The following is a 19,140-nucleotide window of genomic DNA, read 5'->3' as shown; positions in this document are numbered from 1 at the left end:
GTGCGCCGTACGGCGGGGGCTCAGCGCCCGCGCAGCTGCCGGTACTTGGTGACAAGGGCCGTGGTCGACGGGTCGAGGCCCGGGACGTCCGCGCCCTCCGTCAGGGCGGGCTCGACGCGCTTGGCGAGCACCTTGCCGAGTTCGACGCCCCACTGGTCGAAGGAGTCGATGTTCCAGACGGCGCCCTGCACGAAGACCTTGTGCTCGTAGAGCGCGATGAGCTGCCCGAGGACCGAGGGGGTCAGCTCCTTCGCGAGGATCGTCGTCGTGGGGTGGTTGCCCTGGAACGTCTTGTGCGGAACGAGGTCGTCCGGAACGCCCTCCGCGCGGACCTCGTCCGGTGTCTTGCCGAAGGCCAGGGCCTGCGTCTGCGCGAAGAAGTTGGCCATCAGGAGGTCGTGCTGGGCGACCAGGCCCGGCCGCAGATCGGCGACCGGCTCGGCGAAGCCGATGAAGTCCGCGGGGATGAGCTTGGTGCCCTGGTGGATGAGCTGGTAGTACGCGTGCTGCCCGTTCGTGCCCGGGGTGCCCCACACCACGGGTCCCGTCTGCCACCCCACCGGGTTGCCGTCACGGTCCACGGACTTGCCGTTGGACTCCATGTCCAGCTGCTGGAGGTAGGCCGTGAACTTGGACAGGTAGTGCGAGTACGGCAGGACGGCGTGCGACTGGGCGTCGTGGAAGTTGCCGTACCAGATGCCGAGCAGACCGAGCAGCAGCGGTACGTTCGTCTCGGCGGACGCCATGCGGAAGTGGTCGTCGACGAGGCGGAAGCCGTCGAGCATCTCGCGGAAGCGGTCCGGGCCGATGGCGATCATCAGGGAGAGGCCGATCGCCGAGTCGTAGGAGTAGCGCCCGCCGACCCAGTCCCAGAACTCGAACATGTTGGCCGTGTCGATGCCGAAGTCGGAGACCTTCTCCGTGTTCGTCGACAGCGCCACGAAGTGCTTGGCGACCGCGCTCTCGTCGGCCCGCAACTCGGTGAGCAGCCAGTTCCGCGCGGACGTCGCGTTCGTGATCGTCTCGATCGTGGTGAACGTCTTGGAGGCGACGATGAACAGCGTCTCGGCGGCGTCCAGGTCCCGGATCGCCTCGTGCAGGTCGGCGCCGTCCACGTTCGACACGAAGCGGACGGTCAGCTCGCGGTCGGTGAAGGAGCGCAGCGCCTCGTACGCCATCGCGGGGCCGAGGTCGGAGCCGCCGATGCCGATGTTGACGACGTTCCTGATGCGCTTGCCGGTGTGGCCGGTCCACTCGCCGGAGCGGACCTGGTCGGCGAAGGACGACATCTTGTCGAGCACGGCGTGCACGGCGGGGACGACGTTCCCGCCGTCCTCGCCGTCGACCTCCACGACCGTGTCGCGCGCCGCGCGCAGGGCCGTGTGCAGGACCGCGCGGTCCTCGGTGGTGTTGATCTTCTCGCCGCGGAACATGGCGTCGCGCAGACCGAAGACGTCCGTGGCCGCGGCGAGGTCCCGAAGGAGCGCCAGGGTCTCGTCGGTCACCAGGTGCTTGGAGTAGTCGATGTGCAGGTCGCCGACCTGGAGGGTGTACTCGTCGGCGCGCGCCGGGTCGGCGTCGAACAGCTCCCGCAGCCGCACCTCCCCCAGCTGCTCCTTGTGCTTGGCCAGCGCCGTCCATTCGGGCGTCTGATTCAGCCTGGTACGGACTTCTGCATTCATCTCGGACTTCAGCTCTCTCTCGTGCCACCTGAGTACCGTGCGTGCGCCCCTGGGCCCTTCCAACCTAATTGATCAGCGCCCGCTACGAGTCGTCTGCCCGCTGTCTGCGGACTCGACCACGGGTGCTTCGGACTCGGCCAGGGGGGTGAGGGCGAGGACCGAGAGCGCGAACAGGGCGGCGGCGAGCAGCATCGGCGTCCGGGGGCCCCACAGGGCCGCGGCGGCCCCGCCCAGGACGGCGCCGAGGGGCGCTCCCGCGACCGCCAGGGTGCGGAACGCCGAGCTGACGCGGCCGAGCACGGCGGCGGGCGGTCGCTGCTGCATGAGGGTGTGGCTGCTGACGTTCCACACCATCCCCATGGCCCCGAACAGGGTCATGCTCACGACGAGCGCCTCGATGTCTCGGATCGTGCCCATCGCCACGAGCGCGGCGACCTGGGCCGTTCCGGCGACGAGCACGCTGCGGACGCGTCCGAACCTGCGGGCAAGCCGCCCCGCCAGCGCACCGCCCACCAGGCTTCCGGCGGCGTAGGCCGTCATCGCCGCCGCGTACCCGCCGCTGCCCGCGTGCAGCCAGTGGGTGACGAGGACGACGAGGGTGGCCAGGAGCGCGCCTATGCCGACATTGCCGAGGGCGGTCGCCACGCACAGGCCCCGCAGCACCCGGTCCCGCCACAGGGCCCGCAGTCCGTGCGCGATGTCGGACCGCAGGGTGGCCCCCGCCGGTCTGGGCGGACGCTCGGGCACGGGCACGCGCAGGGAGGCCACGAGCGCGGCCGCGACCAGATACGTCGCCGCGTCCGCCGCGTACGGCAGGCCCGGTCCCGCGGCCATCAGGAAGGGCACCGCGGGCGCGGCGACGAGGCCGCCGGCGAACTGCTGTCCGGTGAGCAGCCGGGCGTTCGCACTGCCGAGGGCATCGCGGTCCACGAGGGCGGGAAGGAGTGCCGTGGCGGCGTTGTCGAACAGGGTCTGGAGGGTGGTGAGCAGCAGGGCGAGGGCGATGAGCAGGCCGATCGTGGCGTGGCCGAGGGTGACGGCCACGGCGAAGGCGGCCACGAGCAGGCCCCGCACCACGTCCACCATCCACATGGCGCGCCGCTGGTCCACCCGGTCGGCGACGGCACCGCCGAGCAGTCCGAAGACGAGCCAGGGCAGATAGCCGCAGGCGGTGACCGAGGCGATGAGCAGCGGGTCGTCCGTGAGGGACGCGGCGAGCAGGGGCAGGGCGGCCTTGCGCAGCGCGTCGCCGAAGCTGGACAGGGCGGCGGCGCTCCACAGCCGCCCGAAGCCGCCGCGCCACGCGACGCTCCGCGTACCGATGTCCGGCGTCTCGACAGCACTCGCCACAACTCCCCCTTGGAGCCGACGGGTTCACGGCTCGGCCCGGCGGTCCACCGAGCCACGACCAACCGTGGACGCCACCACTGACACTCGGCCGGGCACGCCGTTGACCAGGCGCTCTGTGAGGTGCGGCAGCTCGCAGGAAGCCGGAGGGGATACAGCTTCGGCCGGGCACCTCAGGATGCCCGGCCGGTTCGTGTCCTAGATCTCGCCCCGCAGTTTGGCGAGCGCCTCCGCGAGGATGGCTTCGCCGTCCGCGTCGCTGCGCCGCTCGCGGACGTAGGCGAGATGCGTCTTGTACGGCTCGGTGCGCGGCGGGTCCGGGGGGTTGTCCCGGTCCTGGCCCGCCGGAAAGCCGCAGCGGGGGCAGTCCCAGGTGTCGGGGACCTGCGCGTCGCTGGCGAAGCTCGGCTGCGTCTCGTGCCCGTTGGAGCACCAGAAGGAGATGCGCAGCCGCGGCGCGGACTCACCGCGCTCGGCCTCGCCCATCGGCCCCGCCCCGACCCGGCTTCCCCGGATCGCGTTGCCACTTGCCACGGTCGTAACTCCCTGCGTGATGGTGCTGCCTGTGTCGAACGGCGGCTGCGCCGCGGGGTCGACTGCGGCTCCGCTGCGGGCGCCTCAGTCTACGTAAGGCCCAACGCGCGTCCAGTGTTGGGAGTTACACCCCACCCCGACACGCAAGCCCCATGATAAGCCGCGCACGGGGGCGCGTACTGAACATGGGGCTATCAGCGGGACAGCGAACCGAACCGCCGCCGCAGGGGCAAGCGGCTCACGCCTGCTGTCAGTTGTTGACCTTCATCAGGATGCCGAGCACCACAATGCTCGCGAACCACAGCAGACCGACCACGACCGTGATGCGGTCGAGGTTGCGCTCGGCGACCGAGGAGCCGCCGACCGACGACTGCATTCCGCCACCGAACATGTCGGAAAGGCCGCCGCCCTTGCCCTTGTGCATCAGCACCAGCAGCATCAGCAGCAGGCTGAAGACGATCAGGGCGATCGAGAACCCCATAACCACGGCTGGACCAACTTCCTCGGATCTGAATCGACGACGGGGCCCGAAGCCTTCTCGTGAGCGCGGAACACTCAGGACGCAGGCCTCGGACCCCGCAAGAGTACGACGTATCGCCGCTAGCGCATACTCACTGCTGACGTCACTGGTCGCCGAAGCGAACGATCTTGACGAACTCGTCGGCGTCGAGCGCCGCGCCGCCCACCAAGGCACCGTCGACGTCCGGCTGCGCCATGATGTCGGCGACGTTCTTCGCCTTCACCGAGCCGCCGTACTGGATGCGGACCTTGTCGGCCAGTTCCTGCGAGTACAGCTCGGCGAGGCGGCGGCGGATCGCGCCGCAGACCTCCTGCGCGTCCTCGGGGGTCGCGACCTCGCCGGTGCCGATGGCCCACACCGGCTCGTAGGCGATCACGATGGTCCCGGCCTCGTCGGCCGGTACGTCCTTGAGGCCGCCGTCGAGCTGGTTCAGCGTGTACTGGACCTGCTGGCCGGCCTTGCGGATGTCCAGGCCCTCGCCGATGCACAGGATCGGCGTGATGCCGTGCTTGAAGGCGGCCTTGACCTTGGCGTTGCAGATCTCGTCGGTCTCGTCGTGGTACTGGCGGCGCTCGGAGTGGCCGACGGCCACGTAGGAGCACTTCAGCTTGGCGAGCATCGGGCCCGAGATCTCACCGGTGTAGGCGCCGGAGTCCTGGGCCGAGATGTCCTGGGCGCCGTACTTGATCTTCAGCTTGTCGCCGTCGACCAGGGTCTGCACGGACCGCAGGTCGGTGAAGGGCGGCAGGACGGCGACCTCGACGGCCTCGTAGTCCTTGTCGGCCAGGGCGAACGCGAGCTTCTGGACGTGCGCGATGGCCTCGAGGTGGTTGAGGTTCATCTTCCAGTTGCCCGCCATCAGGGGCGTGCGGGTGGTCTGATTCGTCATGAGGGGTGTCAGTTCTCCAGTGCGGCGAGGCCGGGGAGCGTCTTGCCCTCGAGGTATTCGAGGGAGGCGCCGCCACCGGTCGAGATGTGGCCGAATGCGTTCTCGTCGAAGCCCAGGGTGCGCACGGCCGCGGCGGAGTCGCCACCGCCGACGACCGTGAAGGCCGACGAGTCCAGAAGCGCCTGGGCGACCGCCTTGGTGCCCTCGGCGTAGTCGGGGTGCTCGAAGACGCCCATGGGGCCGTTCCAGAAGACGGTGGCGGCGTCGGCGAGCTTCGAGGCGTAGAGCTTACGGGTCTCCGGGCCGATGTCGAGGCCCTCCTGGTCGGCCGGGATGGCGTCCGCGGCGACCGTGGTCGGGTGGGCCGGGGCCTTGGTCTTCAGGTCCGGGAACTCACCGGAGACCAGGACGTCGACGGGCAGGACGAACTCGACGCCACGCTCCTCGGCGCGCTTCAAGTAGCCCTGCACGGCCGGGACCTGGTCCTCCTGGAGCAGCGAGATGCCGACCTCGTGGCCCTTGGCCTTCAGGAAGGTGTACGCCATGCCGCCGCCGATCAGGATGCGGTCGGCCTTCTCCAGGAGGTGCTCGATGACGCCGAGCTTGTCGGAGACCTTGGCGCCGCCGAGGACGACCGCGTACGGCCGCTCGACGTCGTCGGTGAGCTTCTTCAGTACGCCGACCTCGGTGCTGATCAGGTAACCGGCGTAGTGCGGCAGACGGGCCGGCAGGTCGAACACCGAGGCGTGCTTGCGGTGCACGGCGCCGAAACCGTCGCCCACGTAGACATCGGCCAGTTCGGCGAGCTGATCGGCGAAGGCACCGCGCTCGGCGTCGTCCTTGGCGGTCTCGCCGGCGTTGAAGCGCAGGTTCTCGACGACGGCGACCTGGCCGTCGGAGAGTGCGGCGACGGCGGCCCTGGCCGAGTCCCCCACCGTGTCGTCGGCGAAGCGGACCTCGGCGCCGAGGAGTTCACCGATCCGTCGCGCGGCCGGGGCCAGCGAGAACGCCGGGTCCGGGGCGCCCTTGGGGCGGCCGAGGTGCGACGCGACGACCACGCGGGCGCCCGCGCCGGCGAGCGCCTTGACGGTGGGCAGCACGGCGCGAATGCGGCCGTCGTCGGTGATGGTCGTGCCGTCGAGCGGCACGTTGAGGTCGGCGCGGACGAAGACCCGCTTGCCTGCGACACCGTCGGCGAGAAGTTCGTCGATCGTCTTCATGTAATAGGACTCCGTGACTGGGACTTCTGGAGAGGGGCTCACGCACCACAGGGTCCGAACCGCGCCACCCTGCGCTGTCCGGACCCTGTGCTCACATCGAGATGCCTGGCTCTGCGACTGGACCGCTCAGAGCTGGTTGCCGACGAAGACCGTGAGGTCGACGAGGCGGTTGGAGTAGCCCCACTCGTTGTCGTACCAGCCGAGGATCTTCACCGACTTGCCTTCCTGGACCATGGTCAGGGAGGAGTCGAAGGTGCAGGAGGCCGGGTCGCTGACGATGTCGGACGACACGATCGGGTCCTCGGTGTAGAAGAGGATGCCCTTCAGGTCGCCGTCCTCGGCGGCCTTCTTGAACGCGGCGTTGACCTCGTCCTTGGTGACCTCGCGGGACACCTCGACGACCAGGTCGGTGGCCGAGCCCGTGGGGACCGGGACGCGCATCGCGATGCCGTCGAGCTTGCCCTTGAGCTGCGGCAGGACCAGGGCGGTGGCCTTCGCGGCACCCGTCGTGGTCGGGATGATGTTCTCGGCGGCGGCGCGGGCACGACGCAGGTCCGAGTGCGGGAAGTCCAGGATGCGCTGGTCGTTGGTGTACGCGTGCACCGTGGTCATCAGGCCCTTGACGATGCCGAAGTTCTCGTCGAGAACCTTGGCCATCGGCGCCACGCAGTTGGTGGTGCAGGAGGCGTTGGAGATGACGTGGTGGTTCGCCGCGTCGTACTTGTCCTGGTTGACGCCCATCACGATGGTGATGTCCTCGTCCTTGGCCGGAGCCGAGATGAGGACCTTCTTCGCGCCACCGGCGATGTGCTTCTCGGCGTCCGCCTTCTTGGTGAAGATGCCGGTGGACTCGATCACGATGTCGACGCCGAGCTCGCCCCACGGGATGTCGGCGGGGTTGCGCTCCGACAGCACCTTGATGGTGTGGCCGTCGACGGTGATGGTGTCCTCGGTGTGCGACACCTCGGCCTTGAGGCGGCCGAGGATGGTGTCGTACTTGAGCAGGTGCGCCGTCGTGGCGGTGTCACCCAGGTCGTTGACAGCCACGATCTCGATGTCCGCACCCTGCTCGAGCAGCGCGCGGAAGTAGTTGCGCCCGATGCGGCCGAAGCCGTTGATGCCTACGCGGATCGTCACGAACCGATCTCCTCGTTGGTACGCCGGTCTGAGACGCCGGCGAGATGTATGGGATGTCCCCGACCGCCTCCGACCCTACCTCTCTGAAGCCCCATAGGTGACATCGAGCGGGGCCGGAAACGACTCGATGGCCCGTACCCCTCGGTAGGGGTACGGGCCACCGGGTCCTTGGTCCTGACTACGCAGCGTCAGCTGCGCAGATGTGCCAGGGCAGCGCCCATAAGAGCGGCCCTCTCGGCCTTTCCGGGCAGGTGCTCGAACCCGAAGCCGAGCAGCACGCTGTCACGCGCTGTGACGGCCGCGTAGGGCTTGTAGAGCTCGCCGGTGCGCGCCCAGTCCCCTGTGATATTGGAGCTCCCCGCCGGGGGCGGGGCGGCGGCCCAGGAGCCGAGCGAGGACTCGAAGTCCTCGGTCCCGGTCGCGGTGCCGCCGACGACCATTTGGGCGTTGTCGGCGAAGAGGCCGCGCCCGCCGTCGGAGGAGTCGGTGACCGAGCTGAGCGACACCTCGACCTTCTTGCCCGCGTAGGCGCCGAGGTCGAAGGAGACCTGCTTCCAGCCGCCGGATGAGCCGGTGAAGCTGTTCCAGGCGCCGCTGGTGCCGCCGGCCGTGCAGCCCGTCGCGCCGCGTGTCAGGTAGTGCCCCAGGAACGGGTGGGCGTTCATGAAGAAGCCCGCGGCGCACTGGGTGGGCACGGTGGCGGAGGAGGCGCCGCCCCGGTCCGGCAGCGTGGTCCAGTCGTCGGCGCCCACGGTGTGCGCTTCGAGGAGCCCGTGGTCGAAGCCGGACTCCAGGCTCCAGTTGAGCGCGAGGCGCAGTTCCGGCCTGTCGGCGGCCGTGACACCGGTCAGGTCGAAGGTGTGGGTGAGCCGCTTGTAGTCCCGGTCGGCGTGGGTCGCGGAGGCCATGCCCTGGCCCGCGAACGGCGCGTACGGGTTGCTCAGGCCCGGGTAGGAGCCCGCCGCGGCGCTCTTGAACTGCGGGAACTCCTTGGCGGGCAGGTTGTCGGAGGTGACGGTGAAGCGCCCGGCCTTGTCGAGCGGGTTGCCGTCGGCGGCGCCGAGCGTGCCCCCGGTGCGGGCGAGCGCGCCGCTGCCGGTGAAGCGCTGCGCGCCGGGCGCGGGGAGCCGTTCGTGCGCGCCCAGGTAGTACTGCGCGAAGTCGTCGGTCAGGGCCTCGCCGAGGTCGACGTCGCCACCGGCCCGCTCGCCGGACTCGATGAGCTTGCCGCCCTCGTTGAGGTAGGCGCGCAGGGCGAGCTGGGTGGGCGCTCCGGGCACGGGGTCGCCGGTGCCGTGCACGACCGCGCGGAAGTGCGACAGGACGCCGAGGGGGTGCGGGGCGCCGCGTTCGGCGACGTCCCAGACGGCGGGCGCCCGGCCGTTGGCCTTGACCGCGTCGACGTACTTCTGGATCTGGGTGGCCTTCGCGCCCTCCTCGGCGACGACGAGCGTGTCCGCCCTGGGGCGTTCGGCGACGGTGTAAGTGAAGTGCTCGCTCTCGGTGCGGCCCTTCTTGGTGCGGCCGGTGAACCACACCTCGACCTTGTCGCCCGCGCGCGTGTCCTCGATCTCGGCGCGGTACTGGTCGAAGTACAGGTTGTCCTCGCCGCCGTAGGTCTCGCCGCCCTTCCAGCGCGCGAGGTCCTCGGTGCGCGTGCGGCCGCCGTCGACGCGGTAGCGGAGCTCCTTGTCGCGTACGGACCTGCGGGCGGTGACGGCGACCTCCTGGTCACCGCCGCGCGCGTAGGAGGTGGTGAAGGAGTCGGGGGTGAAGTCGGGCGCGTCGACGCCGGACACGGACACCGGGCGGTCGGGGTGCAGCGCGGTCTCGGCGACGGCGAGCGCGAAGGGCACGTTCTTCGCGAACTCCTGCTGTATCAGCTTCTCGTCGTCGGGGAAGGTGAAGATGGACGCGCAGTCCTCGGGCCTCCAGGCGTCGCCGGGGTCGACGTTCGACGCGGTCTGGCAGGTGGACATCTCGGGGGTGAACATCGCGATGCCGTTGACGTTGCCCGCGTGGCCGTCGGCCTCGCCGTTGGTGGTGTACAGCTCGGAAGAGACCTGCGGGTGGTAGCCGGGGACCGCGGGCTTCTCGGGGGTGCCTGCGAGTGCCTTGTAGAGCACGTCGTCGGGGGTGGGCGTGGCGACCTGCCAGCCCACTCCGTAGAGGATCAGTTCGGCCGCCGAGTGGTAGTTGATCCCGTACGTGAAGCCGATGCGCTTCTGGAAGCGGTCGATCGCCTTCGTCTCGGGTTCGGACATCGCTCCGGTGCCGCGGTAGGTCTCGGAGGACGGGTTGGGGGACGAACCCTCGTTGTCGTAGCCCCACTTGTAGGCGAAGTTGCGGTTGAGGTCGACGCCGTCGCCCGCGGCGATCCGGCCGTCGCCGTCGATGTCGCGGAGGTTCTTGCGCCACTGGCGGTCGCCGCCGGCGGCGTGCGTGAAGTCGTAGCCGTCCGGGTTGGCGGAGAGCACGAACCACAGCTCGGTGGAGTTCACGAGCCTGGTGACGCGCTTGTCCTTGCCGTAGTTGTCCAGGTAGTGGTGCAGCAGGCGGCGGGTCATCTCCGGGGTGATCCACTCGCGCGCGTGCTGGTTGGACATGTACAGCGTGGCGGGCTTGGAGCCGTCCTTGGACTTCTTGGCGCCCTTGGAGAGCTTCAGCGCGAGGATGTCCTTGCCCTGGACCGTCTTGCCGATGGAGACGACCTTGGTGATGCCGGGGTGGGCCTGCGCCGTCCTGACGATCTCCTCCTGGAGCCCTCCCTTGCCGCTGTAGGGCCGGTAGACGCCGTCGCCCGCGGCCTCGACCCGCTTCGCGGCGGCCGCGGAGACCTTGTGCTCCCGGAGTTCGACGCCCCGGCGCTCGATCTTCTCTGCCTGGGCCTTCGTCAGGTACAGCTCGACGCTGCCGGTGCCGTGCTCGGGTGCTTGTCCGGCCAGTTCGTGCGCGTCCTGGCCCGCCTCGACCAGGATCGGGATCTGCTTCTTGGTGACGTCGGCACGGTAGACCTGTACGGCTGTGCCGTCGTCGGCGGTCGCGGCCTTCGCCGGTCCGCTCGCTCCGGCGTGCGGTGCGGCGGCGAGTCCGCCGACGAGCAGTGCGCCGGCGGCGAGGATCGATCTCGCGCGCGCTCTTCGTCTCATGAGCCCCCCTTGCAGTTGTCCGGCACGGTTGTGCGCGAACGCCAGGCTTGTCACCCTTCATGATCATGTCAATACGTCGGGTGGGCGGTTCCCGTACGGGCGGGGTTGCGGGGTGCGGGGCGGCGGATACGGGGTGGGCCGCGGCGGCGGCCGACGGCAACGGGGAAGCCGCCGGGGCCCGTGGGGCGCCGGCGGCTCCGTGGGGTCCGCGGGGGCGTCGGAGCACCGGGTTCGTCAGAGTCGGACCACCAGGTTCGTCAGAGCACCCTGCTCGTCGGACCACCCTGCTCGTCGGACCACCAGGTTCGTCGGACCACCAGGTTCGTCGGACCACCAGGTTCGTCGGACCACCCTGCTCGTCAGACCACCATGTTGTCGGCGAGCTCGTCGCTCAGATTGGACTCCGTACCCGGAATGCCCAGGTCCTGCGCCCGCTTGTCGGCCATGGCGAGCAGGCGCCGGATGCGTCCGGCCACGGCGTCCTTGGTCAGCGGCGGGTCGGCGAGCGCGCCGAGCTCCTCGAGGGAGGCCTGCTTGTGCTCCATGCGCAGCCGGCCCGCGGCCGCCAGGTGCTCAGGCACCTCGTCGGCGAGGATCTCCAGGGCGCGCTGCACCCTGGCGCCCGCGGCGACGGCGGCACGGGCCGAGCGGCGCAGGTTGGCGTCGTCGAAGTTGGCCAGGCGGTTGGCGGTGGCCCGGACCTCGCGGCGCATCCGCCGCTCCTCCCAGGCGAGCACCGACTCGTGGGCGCCGAGCCGGGTGAGGAGGGCGCCGATCGCGTCCCCGTCACGGACGACGACCCGGTCCACGCCGCGCACCTCGCGGGCCTTCGCGGCGATCTGCAACCGCCGGGCCGCGCCGACCAGGGCGAGCGCCGCCTCGGGCCCCGGGCAGGTCACCTCCAGGGAGGAGGAGCGGCCGGGCTCGGTCAGGGAGCCGTGCGCGAGGAACGCGCCGCGCCAGGCGGCTTCCGCGTCGCAGGTGGCCCCCGAGACCACCTGCGGCGGCAGGCCGCGGATGGGACGGCCGCGGCCGTCCACCAGACCGGTCTGGCGGGCCAGCTGGTCACCGCCGGCAACCACCCGTACGACGTAGCGCGAGCCGCGGCGCAGGCCGCCCGGGGCCATCACGATCAGCTCCGAGCCGTGCCCGAAGATCTCCAGGATGTCCCGCTTGAGCCGCCGGGCCGCCATCGCCGTGTCCAGCTCCGCCTCGATCACGATGCGGCCGCTCACCAGGTGCAGGCCGCCCGCGAACCGCAGGATCGCCGAGACCTCTGCTTTTCTGCAGCAGGTCCGGGTGACGGGGAGCCGGGAGATCTCGTCCTTCACCGCTGCCGTCATCGCCATGGGCCGATCCTTCCATGCATCCGAAAAATACGGTCGTACGCGGCGGCCAGCAGCTCCGGGTCGTGCCGGGGGCTGCCGTCCTGCCGGGCCACCGGCGCCAGCTCCACCGTGGCGCCGAACCGCTTGGCGGCATCGGTGAGGGATCCACGGTCGGGCACGGCGGCCTCGTCGGCCAGCACCACGTCCAGGGCGAGTTTAGGGGCGTGTCGGGCCAAAACCTCCAAATGACGCTGCGGAGAGAACCCCTCGGTTTCTCCGGGCTGCGGCGCGAGGTTCAAGGAGAGCACCCGGCGGGCCTTGGTCCCCGTGAGCGCGTCGAGCAGCTCGGGCACGAGCAGGTGCGGGATCACGGAGGAGAACCAGGATCCGGGGCCGAGAACCACCCAGTCGGCGTCCAGGACGGCCTCGACGGCCTCGGGGACGGCGGGCGGGTCCTGCGGGACGACGTGCACGGACTGCACCTCGCCCGGCGTGAGCGCGACCGTGGCCTGGCCGCGGACGGTGTCCACGTCGTCGGGCCGGTCCGGGTCGTGGCCCCTGACCAGCGCCTGGAGCTCCAGCGGCACGGCGGACATGGGCAGCACCCGGCCCTGCGCGCCGAGCAGCCTGCCGACCAGGTCGAGGGCCTGGACGTGGTCGCCGAGCTGCTCCCACAGGGCGACGATCAGCAGATTGCCGACCGCGTGCTCGTGCAGGTCGCCGCGGGACTGGAAGCGGTGCTGGATGACGCGCGCCCAGGTCTGGCCCCAGTCGTCGTCGCCGCACAGCGCGGCGAGGGCCTTGCGCAGATCGCCGGGCGGCAGCACCCCGAGCTCGGCGCGCAGCCGCCCGCTGGAGCCGCCGTCGTCGGCGACCGTCACCACGGCGGTGAGGTCGCCGGTGATGCGACGCAGCGCGGCGAGCGAGGCGGACAGGCCCATGCCGCCGCCGAGGGCGACGACCTTGGGCTGGGCGCCCCGCTTGCGGCCCGTGCGGTTCAGGCGGAGCACCCGGCGGTTGGGCTTCATTCGCGCCCCATGTCCCGGTGGACGAGGACGGTCTCGATCCCGGCGGCGGTCAGCCGGGCGGCCAGCTTCTCGGACGTGGCGACGGAGCGGTGCTTGCCACCCGTACAGCCCACGGCGATGGTCACGTACCGCTTGCCCTCGCGGCGGTAGCCCGCGGCGATCAGCTGGAGCAGTTCGGTGTAGCGGTCGAGGAACTCCTTGGCGCCGGGCTGGTTGAAGACGTACGCCGACACCTCCTCGTTGAGTCCGGTGTACGGGCGCAGCTCGGGCACCCAGTGCGGGTTGGGCAGGAAGCGCATGTCCACGACCAGGTCCGCGTCGACCGGCAGGCCGTACTTGAAGCCGAAGGACATGACCGTGGCCCGCAGCTCCGGCTCCTCGTCGCCGGCGAACTGGGCGTCCATCTTGGCGCGCAGCTCGTGCACGTTCAGGCTGGAGGTGTCGATGACCAGGTCGGCGTCGCCGCGCAGCTCGCGCAGGAGTTCGCGCTCGGCCGCGATGCCGTCGACGATGCGGCCGTCGCCCTGGAGCGGGTGCGGGCGGCGCACCGACTCGAAGCGGCGCACCAGGGCGTCGTCCGATGACTCGAGGAACACGATGCGCCGGGTGACGTGCTTGGACTCCAGGTCCGCGAGGGACTGGCGCAGGTTGTCGAAGAAGCGGCGGCCGCGGACGTCGACGACGACCGCGATGCGCGCGACATTGCCCTGGGAGCGGGCGCCCAGCTCCACCATGGTGGGGATCAGCGCGGGCGGCAGGTTGTCCACGACGAACCAACCGAGGTCCTCCAGGCACTTGGCCGCCGTGGAGCGGCCCGCACCGGACATCCCGGAGATGATCACCAGCTCGGGGATGGCCGCCTCCGCCGCCTCGCCCGGTTCGATGGTGGTGCCCGTACTCACTTGCGCTCCGTCTTCGTCGTGCTCGCTCATGTCTCCATCCCCCGTCGTCCGTGTGCGGCGCCCACGCGCGTGGGCGCCCTAGCCGTTGCTCGGGGCCCGGGCCCGACCGGTCCCTTCCCCGTCGTGCGAGTCTCCCGCACCCGCGGGCGGCTCGCCGTCGTATGCGTCACCCGCGCGTGTGGGGGCCGCGGGTTCCCGCGGGTCCGCCGCCCCCGCGGGCTCGTCGCCGTGTCCGGAGTCACTCGCCGGGGCGGGCGGCGCGTCCTGCTCGTCCTCCATGATCTCGCCGGTGGCGGTGTTCACGGCGGGTGCCGCCGGTTCCGCCCGGGCGAAGGCGGCGAGGACGGCCTCCGCCGTCTTGCGGCCTATGCCGGGCACCTCGCAGATCTGGTCGATGGTGGCCGACCGGAGTCTCTTCACCGAACCGAAGTGTTTGATCAGTGTCTGCTTACGGGCGTCGCCGAGACCGGACACGTCGTCGAGCGGGCTCGAGCGGAAGCGCTTGGTCCGCTTCGTGCGCTGGTAGGCGATCGCGAAGCGGTGCGCCTCGTCCCGCACCCGCTGCAACAGATAGAGGCCCTCGCTGGTGCGCGGCAGGATCACCGGGTCGTCCTCGCCGGGCACCCAGACCTCTTCGAGGCGCTTGGCGAGGCCGCAGACGGCGATGTCGTCGATGCCGAGCTCGTCCAGGGCACGCTGGGCGGCCGCGACCTGCGGCTGCCCGCCGTCCACGACGACGAGCTGCGGCGGGTACGCGAACTTCTTGGGCCGCCCGTCCTCCTCGGTGAGGCTTTCCTGCACCTCCTCCGACGACCACTCCCCGGTCTTCTCCTTCTCCACCAGATAGCGCCGGAAGCGGCGCGTGATCACTTCGTGCATGGACCGGACGTCGTCCTGGCCCTCGAAGCCCTTGATCTGGAAGCGGCGGTACTCGCTCTTGCGGGCCAGGCCGTCCTCGAAGACGACCATGGACGCCACCACGTCGTCGCCCTGGAGGTGCGAGATGTCGTAGCACTCGACGCGCAGGGGCGCGCTGTCGAGGTCCAGGGCCGCCGCGATCTCCTCGAGGGCCCGGGAGCGGGTCGTCAGGTCGGAGGCGCGCCTGGTCTTGTGCAGGACGAGGGACTGCTGGGCGTTGCGCGCGACGGTCTCCATGAGGGCCTTCTTGTCGCCGCGCTGGGGGATGCGCAGCGACACGTTCGACCCGCGGCGCTGGGTGAGCCAGTCCTGGACGGGCTCCACGGGGTCGGGCAGGGCGGGGACGAGGACCTCCTTGGGGACGGCGTCACCCGTCTCCTCTCCGTAGAGCTGCTGGAGGGCGTGCTCGACCAGGTCGGCCGTGGAGACGGCCTCGACCTTGTCCGTGACCCAGCCGCGCTGGCCGCGTACGCGCCCGCCGCGTACGTGGAAGATCTGGACGGCGGCCTCCAGCTCGTCCTCGGCGACCGCGATCAGGTCGGCGTCGGTGGCGTCGGCGAGGACGACGGCGCTCTTCTCCATGGCCTTCCTGAGGGCCCCTATGTCGTCGCGGAGCCGGGCCGCGCGCTCGTACTCCATGTCCTCGGCGGCTTCCGTCATCCGGTGTTCGAGGCGCCGGATGTAGGTGCCCGTGCGGCCGGTCATGAACTCGCAGAAGTCCTCGGCCAGTTCGCGGTGCTCCTCGGGGGAGACGCGCTCGACGCAGGGCGCGGAGCACTTGCCGATGTAGCCGAGGAGGCAGGGGCGGCCGGTGCGGGCGGCGTTCTTGAAGACGCCGGCGGAGCACGTGCGGACGGGGAAGACGCGCAGGAGCAGGTCCACCGTGTCGCGGATCGCCCAGGCGTGGCCGTACGGGCCGAAGTAGCGCACGCCCTTCTTCTTCTGACCGCGCATCACCTGCACGCGCGGGAATTCCTCGTTCATCGTCACCGCGAGGTAGGGGTAGCTCTTGTCGTCGCGGTACTTCACGTTGAACCGCGGGTCGTACTCCTTGATCCAGGTGTACTCGAGCTGGAGCGCCGCGGTCTCCGTGGCGACGACGGTCCACTCCACGGACGCCGCGGTGGTGACCATCGTGGCCGTGCGCGGGTGCAGGTTCGCCAGGTCCTGGAAGTAGCTCGCGAGACGCTGGCGCAGGCTCTTGGCCTTCCCGACGTAGATCACCCGGCGGTGCTCGTCACGGAACTTGTAGACCCCCGGCGAGTCGGGGATCTGTCCCGGCTTGGGGCGGTAGCTGGATGGGTCGGCCATGTCGGACAGCCTACTGGCGAGCAGTGACAGTCAGTCGCGGCGGCCGAACGCCCGGGTTCCGGTCGCCCTCCGGGCCGGGGTGCGGGACCGCCTCCGGCTCGGGGTGCGAGGCCGCCTCCGGCTCGGGGTGCGAGGCCGCCTCCGGCTCGGGGTGCGAGGCCGCCTCCGGCTCGGGGTGCGAGGCCGCCTCCGGCTCGGGGGCGGCGTGGGGCCACCCCCGGGCCGGGGTGCCCCGCCCGCCCCGGCAGGGCGGACGGGTGGGGAACGTCACGGCCGGAGGCCGGTCACCTCAGCCCAGACGGCGCCCCCGCCGCCGGACCACGGCGGCTCCGGACAGACCGAGCGCGACCAGCGCGCCCGCTCCGGCCAGGGAGGAGGCGACGGTCACCGCCCCGCCGTCCCCGGCAGGGGACGCCGCGCTCCCGGCCGGGGCCGAGGCACCCCCGGCCTGGTCCCGCGCCCCCTCGGCGAAGCCCCCCGCCTTGCCGGACTTCGCGTACGCCGACCCGGGCAGCTTGTCGCCGTACTCCTTGCGCACCCGCTGCTGATAGGCGGCGGTGGTCGTGCCGCCGGCACCGACCGCCCGCCGGGCCTCCTTGTCGAGCGGCAGGACGCGGGTGCCCTTGGTGACGTACCAGGCGTTGATCTGCGGCTCGTGGAAGACGGTGCCTCCGGGGAGCTTGTCGGCGCCCACGCGCGCGTAGTGGGTCTCGTCGTCCCCGGTGGCGATGTTCACGATCTGCCAGGAGCCGCCCTGCCGTACGGACCACAGGGAGGCCTCCTGGCCGTCGGCCGAGACCGCCCTGCTGGCGAGGAACTCCATCCGGGCGACGGGTGCCTCCTTCTTGCCCGCCACGAAGTCCGGCGACAAGTAGTAGACGGGTACGGCCTTGTCGCCCGGCACCCGCGGGTCGGCCGCCGCCTTCGTGACGGCTCCCTCGCGGGCGAAGAAGCGGGAGAGCGTCTCCAGGGTCTTCGGGGCCCCGGCCGCTTCGTGGGCGGCGTCGCGAGAGGCGTCCGAGGGCGCGCCGGGCGCGGGCGGGACGGGCGCTGCGGGGCGGGCGGCCGGGCCCGGGGCGGCGGAGGCGTGCGGTGCCGCGAGGCCGAGGAGCAGCGCGGCGGCCGTCCCCGCGAGCGTGGCCTTCAGGACCTGACCGGTGCGGGCTTCGTGACGGGTCATCGCGCTCACGCCCCTATCCGGTACAGCGAGTGGGTCCAGGAGAAGGTGTTGTTGTTCACGTACCAGTCGTGGGAGGCCCAGTTGTAGCGGTCGCTCGAGGGCCAGGGGTCGCCCCAGTACACCCAGCTGTTGGCCGTGTCGTAGCCGTAGATGGTGTGCATGTGACCGCCGCCGTTGGACCACAGGATGCGGGTCTCGATGGGGCGGTCGGCGTCGATCTCCGCCTGCACGGTGGGGTAGCGGAGCCAGCCCGTGACGTACGAGCCCCGGTTGATGCCCGCCCAGGCCAGGGCGTTCTGCACATTGCCCAGGGTGGCCTGGTTGTTGGGGCACTCGGTGTTCTGGTTGCGGCCGAAGGCGGCGTTGCAGAACTGGTTCTGGCTGTAGTTCCTGCCCAGGTACGTGGCGATGGTGTTGCCCGCCGCGGCCCAGCACCAGTTGTTCTTCTGCTGTGCCTGCATGGTGATGTTCAGACGCTTGGCCGCGAGAGCCGACGTGCCGGCCGCTCCCGAGGCGGCCGGGGCGTCGGTCGACGACACGCTGTGGGGGGACGGCGTCCCGTTAGGCGCGGCAGCGGCGGTGGCCGCCGGTACGGCGAGGAAGGCCGCCGCGGCGACGGTGAGCGCGGAGATCCGTCTGCGACGGCTGGATCCGCTGTTTCTGTGGTGCATCGCGTTCCTCCCGAGCGAAGTGGGGTGAGAGGTGGAGGAGCGCGTCCGGACGCTGCGATTGAGCATCAGGTGTTGTCCGGTGCAGGTCAACACGCTTCAATGCGGAATGAATTGCAGCGTGAACGGCGGCGTACCCGTGTGAACACCGGTCGTACGCCCACCAGGCCGCCCGCCCCGACCGGGGCGTACACCCGCGCGGCAGCAGTGAACGTTCACAGAAAGGACCTGCGGTGCGGCACGCCTCCCCCCACGCCTCCCCCGTCGCCTCTCCCTCCGCCACCCCCCTCGCTCCTCCCTCGACCTCCCCTCCCATCACTCCCCTCGCCCCTCCCTCCACCTCCCCTTCCGCCACTCCCCTCGCTCCTCCCTCCGCCTCGTCTTCCGCCGCTCCCCCGGACGACCGCGCCGAGGACCTGGCCACCGCCCTGCGCACCGGCCCGTTCCACGTCGCCCTGCGGGCCGCCATCGCCGCCCGGCGGCTGCCCCTTCAGCGTGTGCGCCACCACCTGGCGCGGGCGGGCGTCCACGTCGGCGTGACCAGCCTGAGCTACTGGCAGCAGGGCGCGCGGCGCCCCCAGCGCCCCGAGTCGCTGCGCGCCGTACGCGCCCTGGAGGAGATACTGCGGCTCCCCGAGGAGTCCCTGATCAGGCTGCTCGCCAAGGCCGACGAGCGGCCGGACGCGGAGCGGCCCGCAGCCCGCTCCTACCGCTCCCTGATGGAGGCGTCCGACGTCCTTCAGTCGCTGCTCGCCGACCTGGAGGCACCGCGCGACGGCGGTCTGCACACCGTCGGCCATCACGAGCGCGTACGCATCGGCGCGCAGCGCGAACTCCTCGGGCGCGACTCCCAGCACGTCGTGCGCTCCCACAAGGACGGCATCGACCGCTACCTGGCCATCCACCACGGCGACCCCGGCTCCTCCCCCGAACACGTGCAGGTGCGCGCCCTGGAGAACTGCCGCACGGGCCGTGTCCGCTGGCACCACGACACCGGCGTCCTGGTCGCGGAGCTCCTGTTCGACGCGCGGCTGCGGGCAGGCGACACCCATCTGTTCTGCTACGGCTTCGAGGACGGCACGGCGGGCACGAGCACCGAGTACGTACGCAGTTTCAGCTTCGCCGGCGGCCAGTACGCCCTCCAGGTCAGGTTCGCCGAGAACGCGCTCCCCGTACGCTGCCACCGCTTCACCCAGCACTCGGCGGCCGCCCCGCGCCTGGGGCGCCAGGAGCTGACGCTGAGCGGCAGCCACCGGTCGGTGCACCTCGTGGAACCGCAGGTGCGGGCCGGGCTGATCGGGATGGTCTGGGACTGGCAGTGAGTGCG

At 71.1% G+C, this 19,140-nt stretch carries 15 protein-coding genes; 1 reads left to right on the top strand and 14 read right to left on the bottom strand.

Annotated features, from left to right (window positions below; genetic code table 11):
- Positions 1–20: 20 nt before the first annotated feature.
- The 14 genes from pgi to ACH4DX_RS05375 form a co-directional block, all read right to left on the bottom strand.
- Entirely contained in the window at positions 21–1,682 is a 1,662-nt protein-coding gene (gene pgi / locus ACH4DX_RS05440) for a glucose-6-phosphate isomerase (RefSeq protein WP_398154059.1), read from the bottom strand.
- A 72-nt stretch (positions 1,683–1,754) separates the two neighbouring features.
- Entirely contained in the window at positions 1,755–3,032 is a 1,278-nt protein-coding gene (locus tag ACH4DX_RS05435) for an MFS transporter (protein ID WP_398154058.1), read from the bottom strand.
- Between the two features lie 195 nt (positions 3,033–3,227).
- Positions 3,228–3,563: an RNA polymerase-binding protein RbpA gene (locus ACH4DX_RS05430; protein WP_003957010.1), complete on the bottom strand. Its 336-nt coding sequence runs from the start codon at positions 3,561–3,563 to the stop codon at positions 3,228–3,230.
- Positions 3,564–3,813: 250 nt separating this feature from the next.
- The gene (gene secG, locus ACH4DX_RS05425; RefSeq protein WP_030358806.1) at positions 3,814–4,044 is read right to left on the bottom strand and encodes a preprotein translocase subunit SecG; all 231 of its coding nucleotides are present in this window, start codon (positions 4,042–4,044) and stop codon (positions 3,814–3,816) included.
- Between the two features lie 142 nt (positions 4,045–4,186).
- Positions 4,187–4,972, bottom strand: coding sequence for a triose-phosphate isomerase (tpiA, locus tag ACH4DX_RS05420; protein ID WP_398122727.1), 786 nt, complete (start codon positions 4,970–4,972; stop codon positions 4,187–4,189).
- 8 nt (positions 4,973–4,980) lie between these two features.
- Positions 4,981–6,192, bottom strand: coding sequence for a phosphoglycerate kinase (locus ACH4DX_RS05415; RefSeq protein WP_398122728.1), 1,212 nt, complete (start codon positions 6,190–6,192; stop codon positions 4,981–4,983).
- A gap of 126 nt (positions 6,193–6,318) precedes the next feature.
- A complete protein-coding gene (gene gap, locus ACH4DX_RS05410) occupies positions 6,319–7,329 on the bottom strand; it encodes a type I glyceraldehyde-3-phosphate dehydrogenase (protein WP_398122729.1) in 1,011 nt (336 codons plus the stop codon).
- 188 nt (positions 7,330–7,517) lie between these two features.
- A complete protein-coding gene (locus ACH4DX_RS05405) occupies positions 7,518–10,478 on the bottom strand; it encodes a M14 family zinc carboxypeptidase (protein WP_398154057.1) in 2,961 nt (986 codons plus the stop codon).
- 359 nt (positions 10,479–10,837) lie between these two features.
- Positions 10,838–11,827 carry a DNA-binding protein WhiA gene (gene whiA, locus ACH4DX_RS05400; RefSeq protein WP_030564696.1) on the bottom strand — a complete coding sequence of 330 codons (990 nt, stop codon included), beginning with the start codon at positions 11,825–11,827 and terminating at the stop codon, positions 10,838–10,840.
- Complete coding sequence (gene yvcK / locus ACH4DX_RS05395) at positions 11,818–12,834, bottom strand: uridine diphosphate-N-acetylglucosamine-binding protein YvcK (RefSeq protein WP_398122731.1); 1,017 nt, start codon at positions 12,832–12,834, stop codon at positions 11,818–11,820. Before yvcK ends, whiA begins: the two co-directional genes overlap by 10 nt.
- Positions 12,831–13,766 carry an RNase adapter RapZ gene (gene rapZ, locus ACH4DX_RS05390; protein WP_058851595.1) on the bottom strand — a complete coding sequence of 312 codons (936 nt, stop codon included), beginning with the start codon at positions 13,764–13,766 and terminating at the stop codon, positions 12,831–12,833. Before rapZ ends, yvcK begins: the two co-directional genes overlap by 4 nt.
- Before the next feature lie 48 nt (positions 13,767–13,814).
- Entirely contained in the window at positions 13,815–15,965 is a 2,151-nt protein-coding gene (uvrC, locus tag ACH4DX_RS05385) for an excinuclease ABC subunit UvrC (RefSeq protein WP_398154056.1), read from the bottom strand.
- 289 nt (positions 15,966–16,254) lie between these two features.
- On the bottom strand, positions 16,255–17,145 hold the full coding sequence (locus ACH4DX_RS05380; RefSeq protein WP_398122733.1) for a hypothetical protein: 891 nt from the start codon (positions 17,143–17,145) through the stop codon (positions 16,255–16,257).
- A 5-nt stretch (positions 17,146–17,150) separates the two neighbouring features.
- Positions 17,151–17,816: a papain-like cysteine protease family protein gene (locus ACH4DX_RS05375; protein ID WP_398122734.1), complete on the bottom strand. Its 666-nt coding sequence runs from the start codon at positions 17,814–17,816 to the stop codon at positions 17,151–17,153.
- A 413-nt stretch (positions 17,817–18,229) separates the two neighbouring features.
- Between ACH4DX_RS05375 and ACH4DX_RS05370 the strand changes: the two genes are divergently transcribed.
- Positions 18,230–19,135, top strand: coding sequence for a hypothetical protein (locus tag ACH4DX_RS05370; RefSeq protein WP_398122752.1), 906 nt, complete (start codon positions 18,230–18,232; stop codon positions 19,133–19,135).
- The last annotated feature ends 5 nt before the right edge of the window (positions 19,136–19,140 follow it).

The organism is Streptomyces sp. NPDC017940 (genome assembly GCF_044328435.1).
Lineage (GTDB): Bacteria > Actinomycetota > Actinomycetes > Streptomycetales > Streptomycetaceae > Streptomyces.
This window is presented reverse-complemented; position numbering and strand designations above follow the sequence as displayed.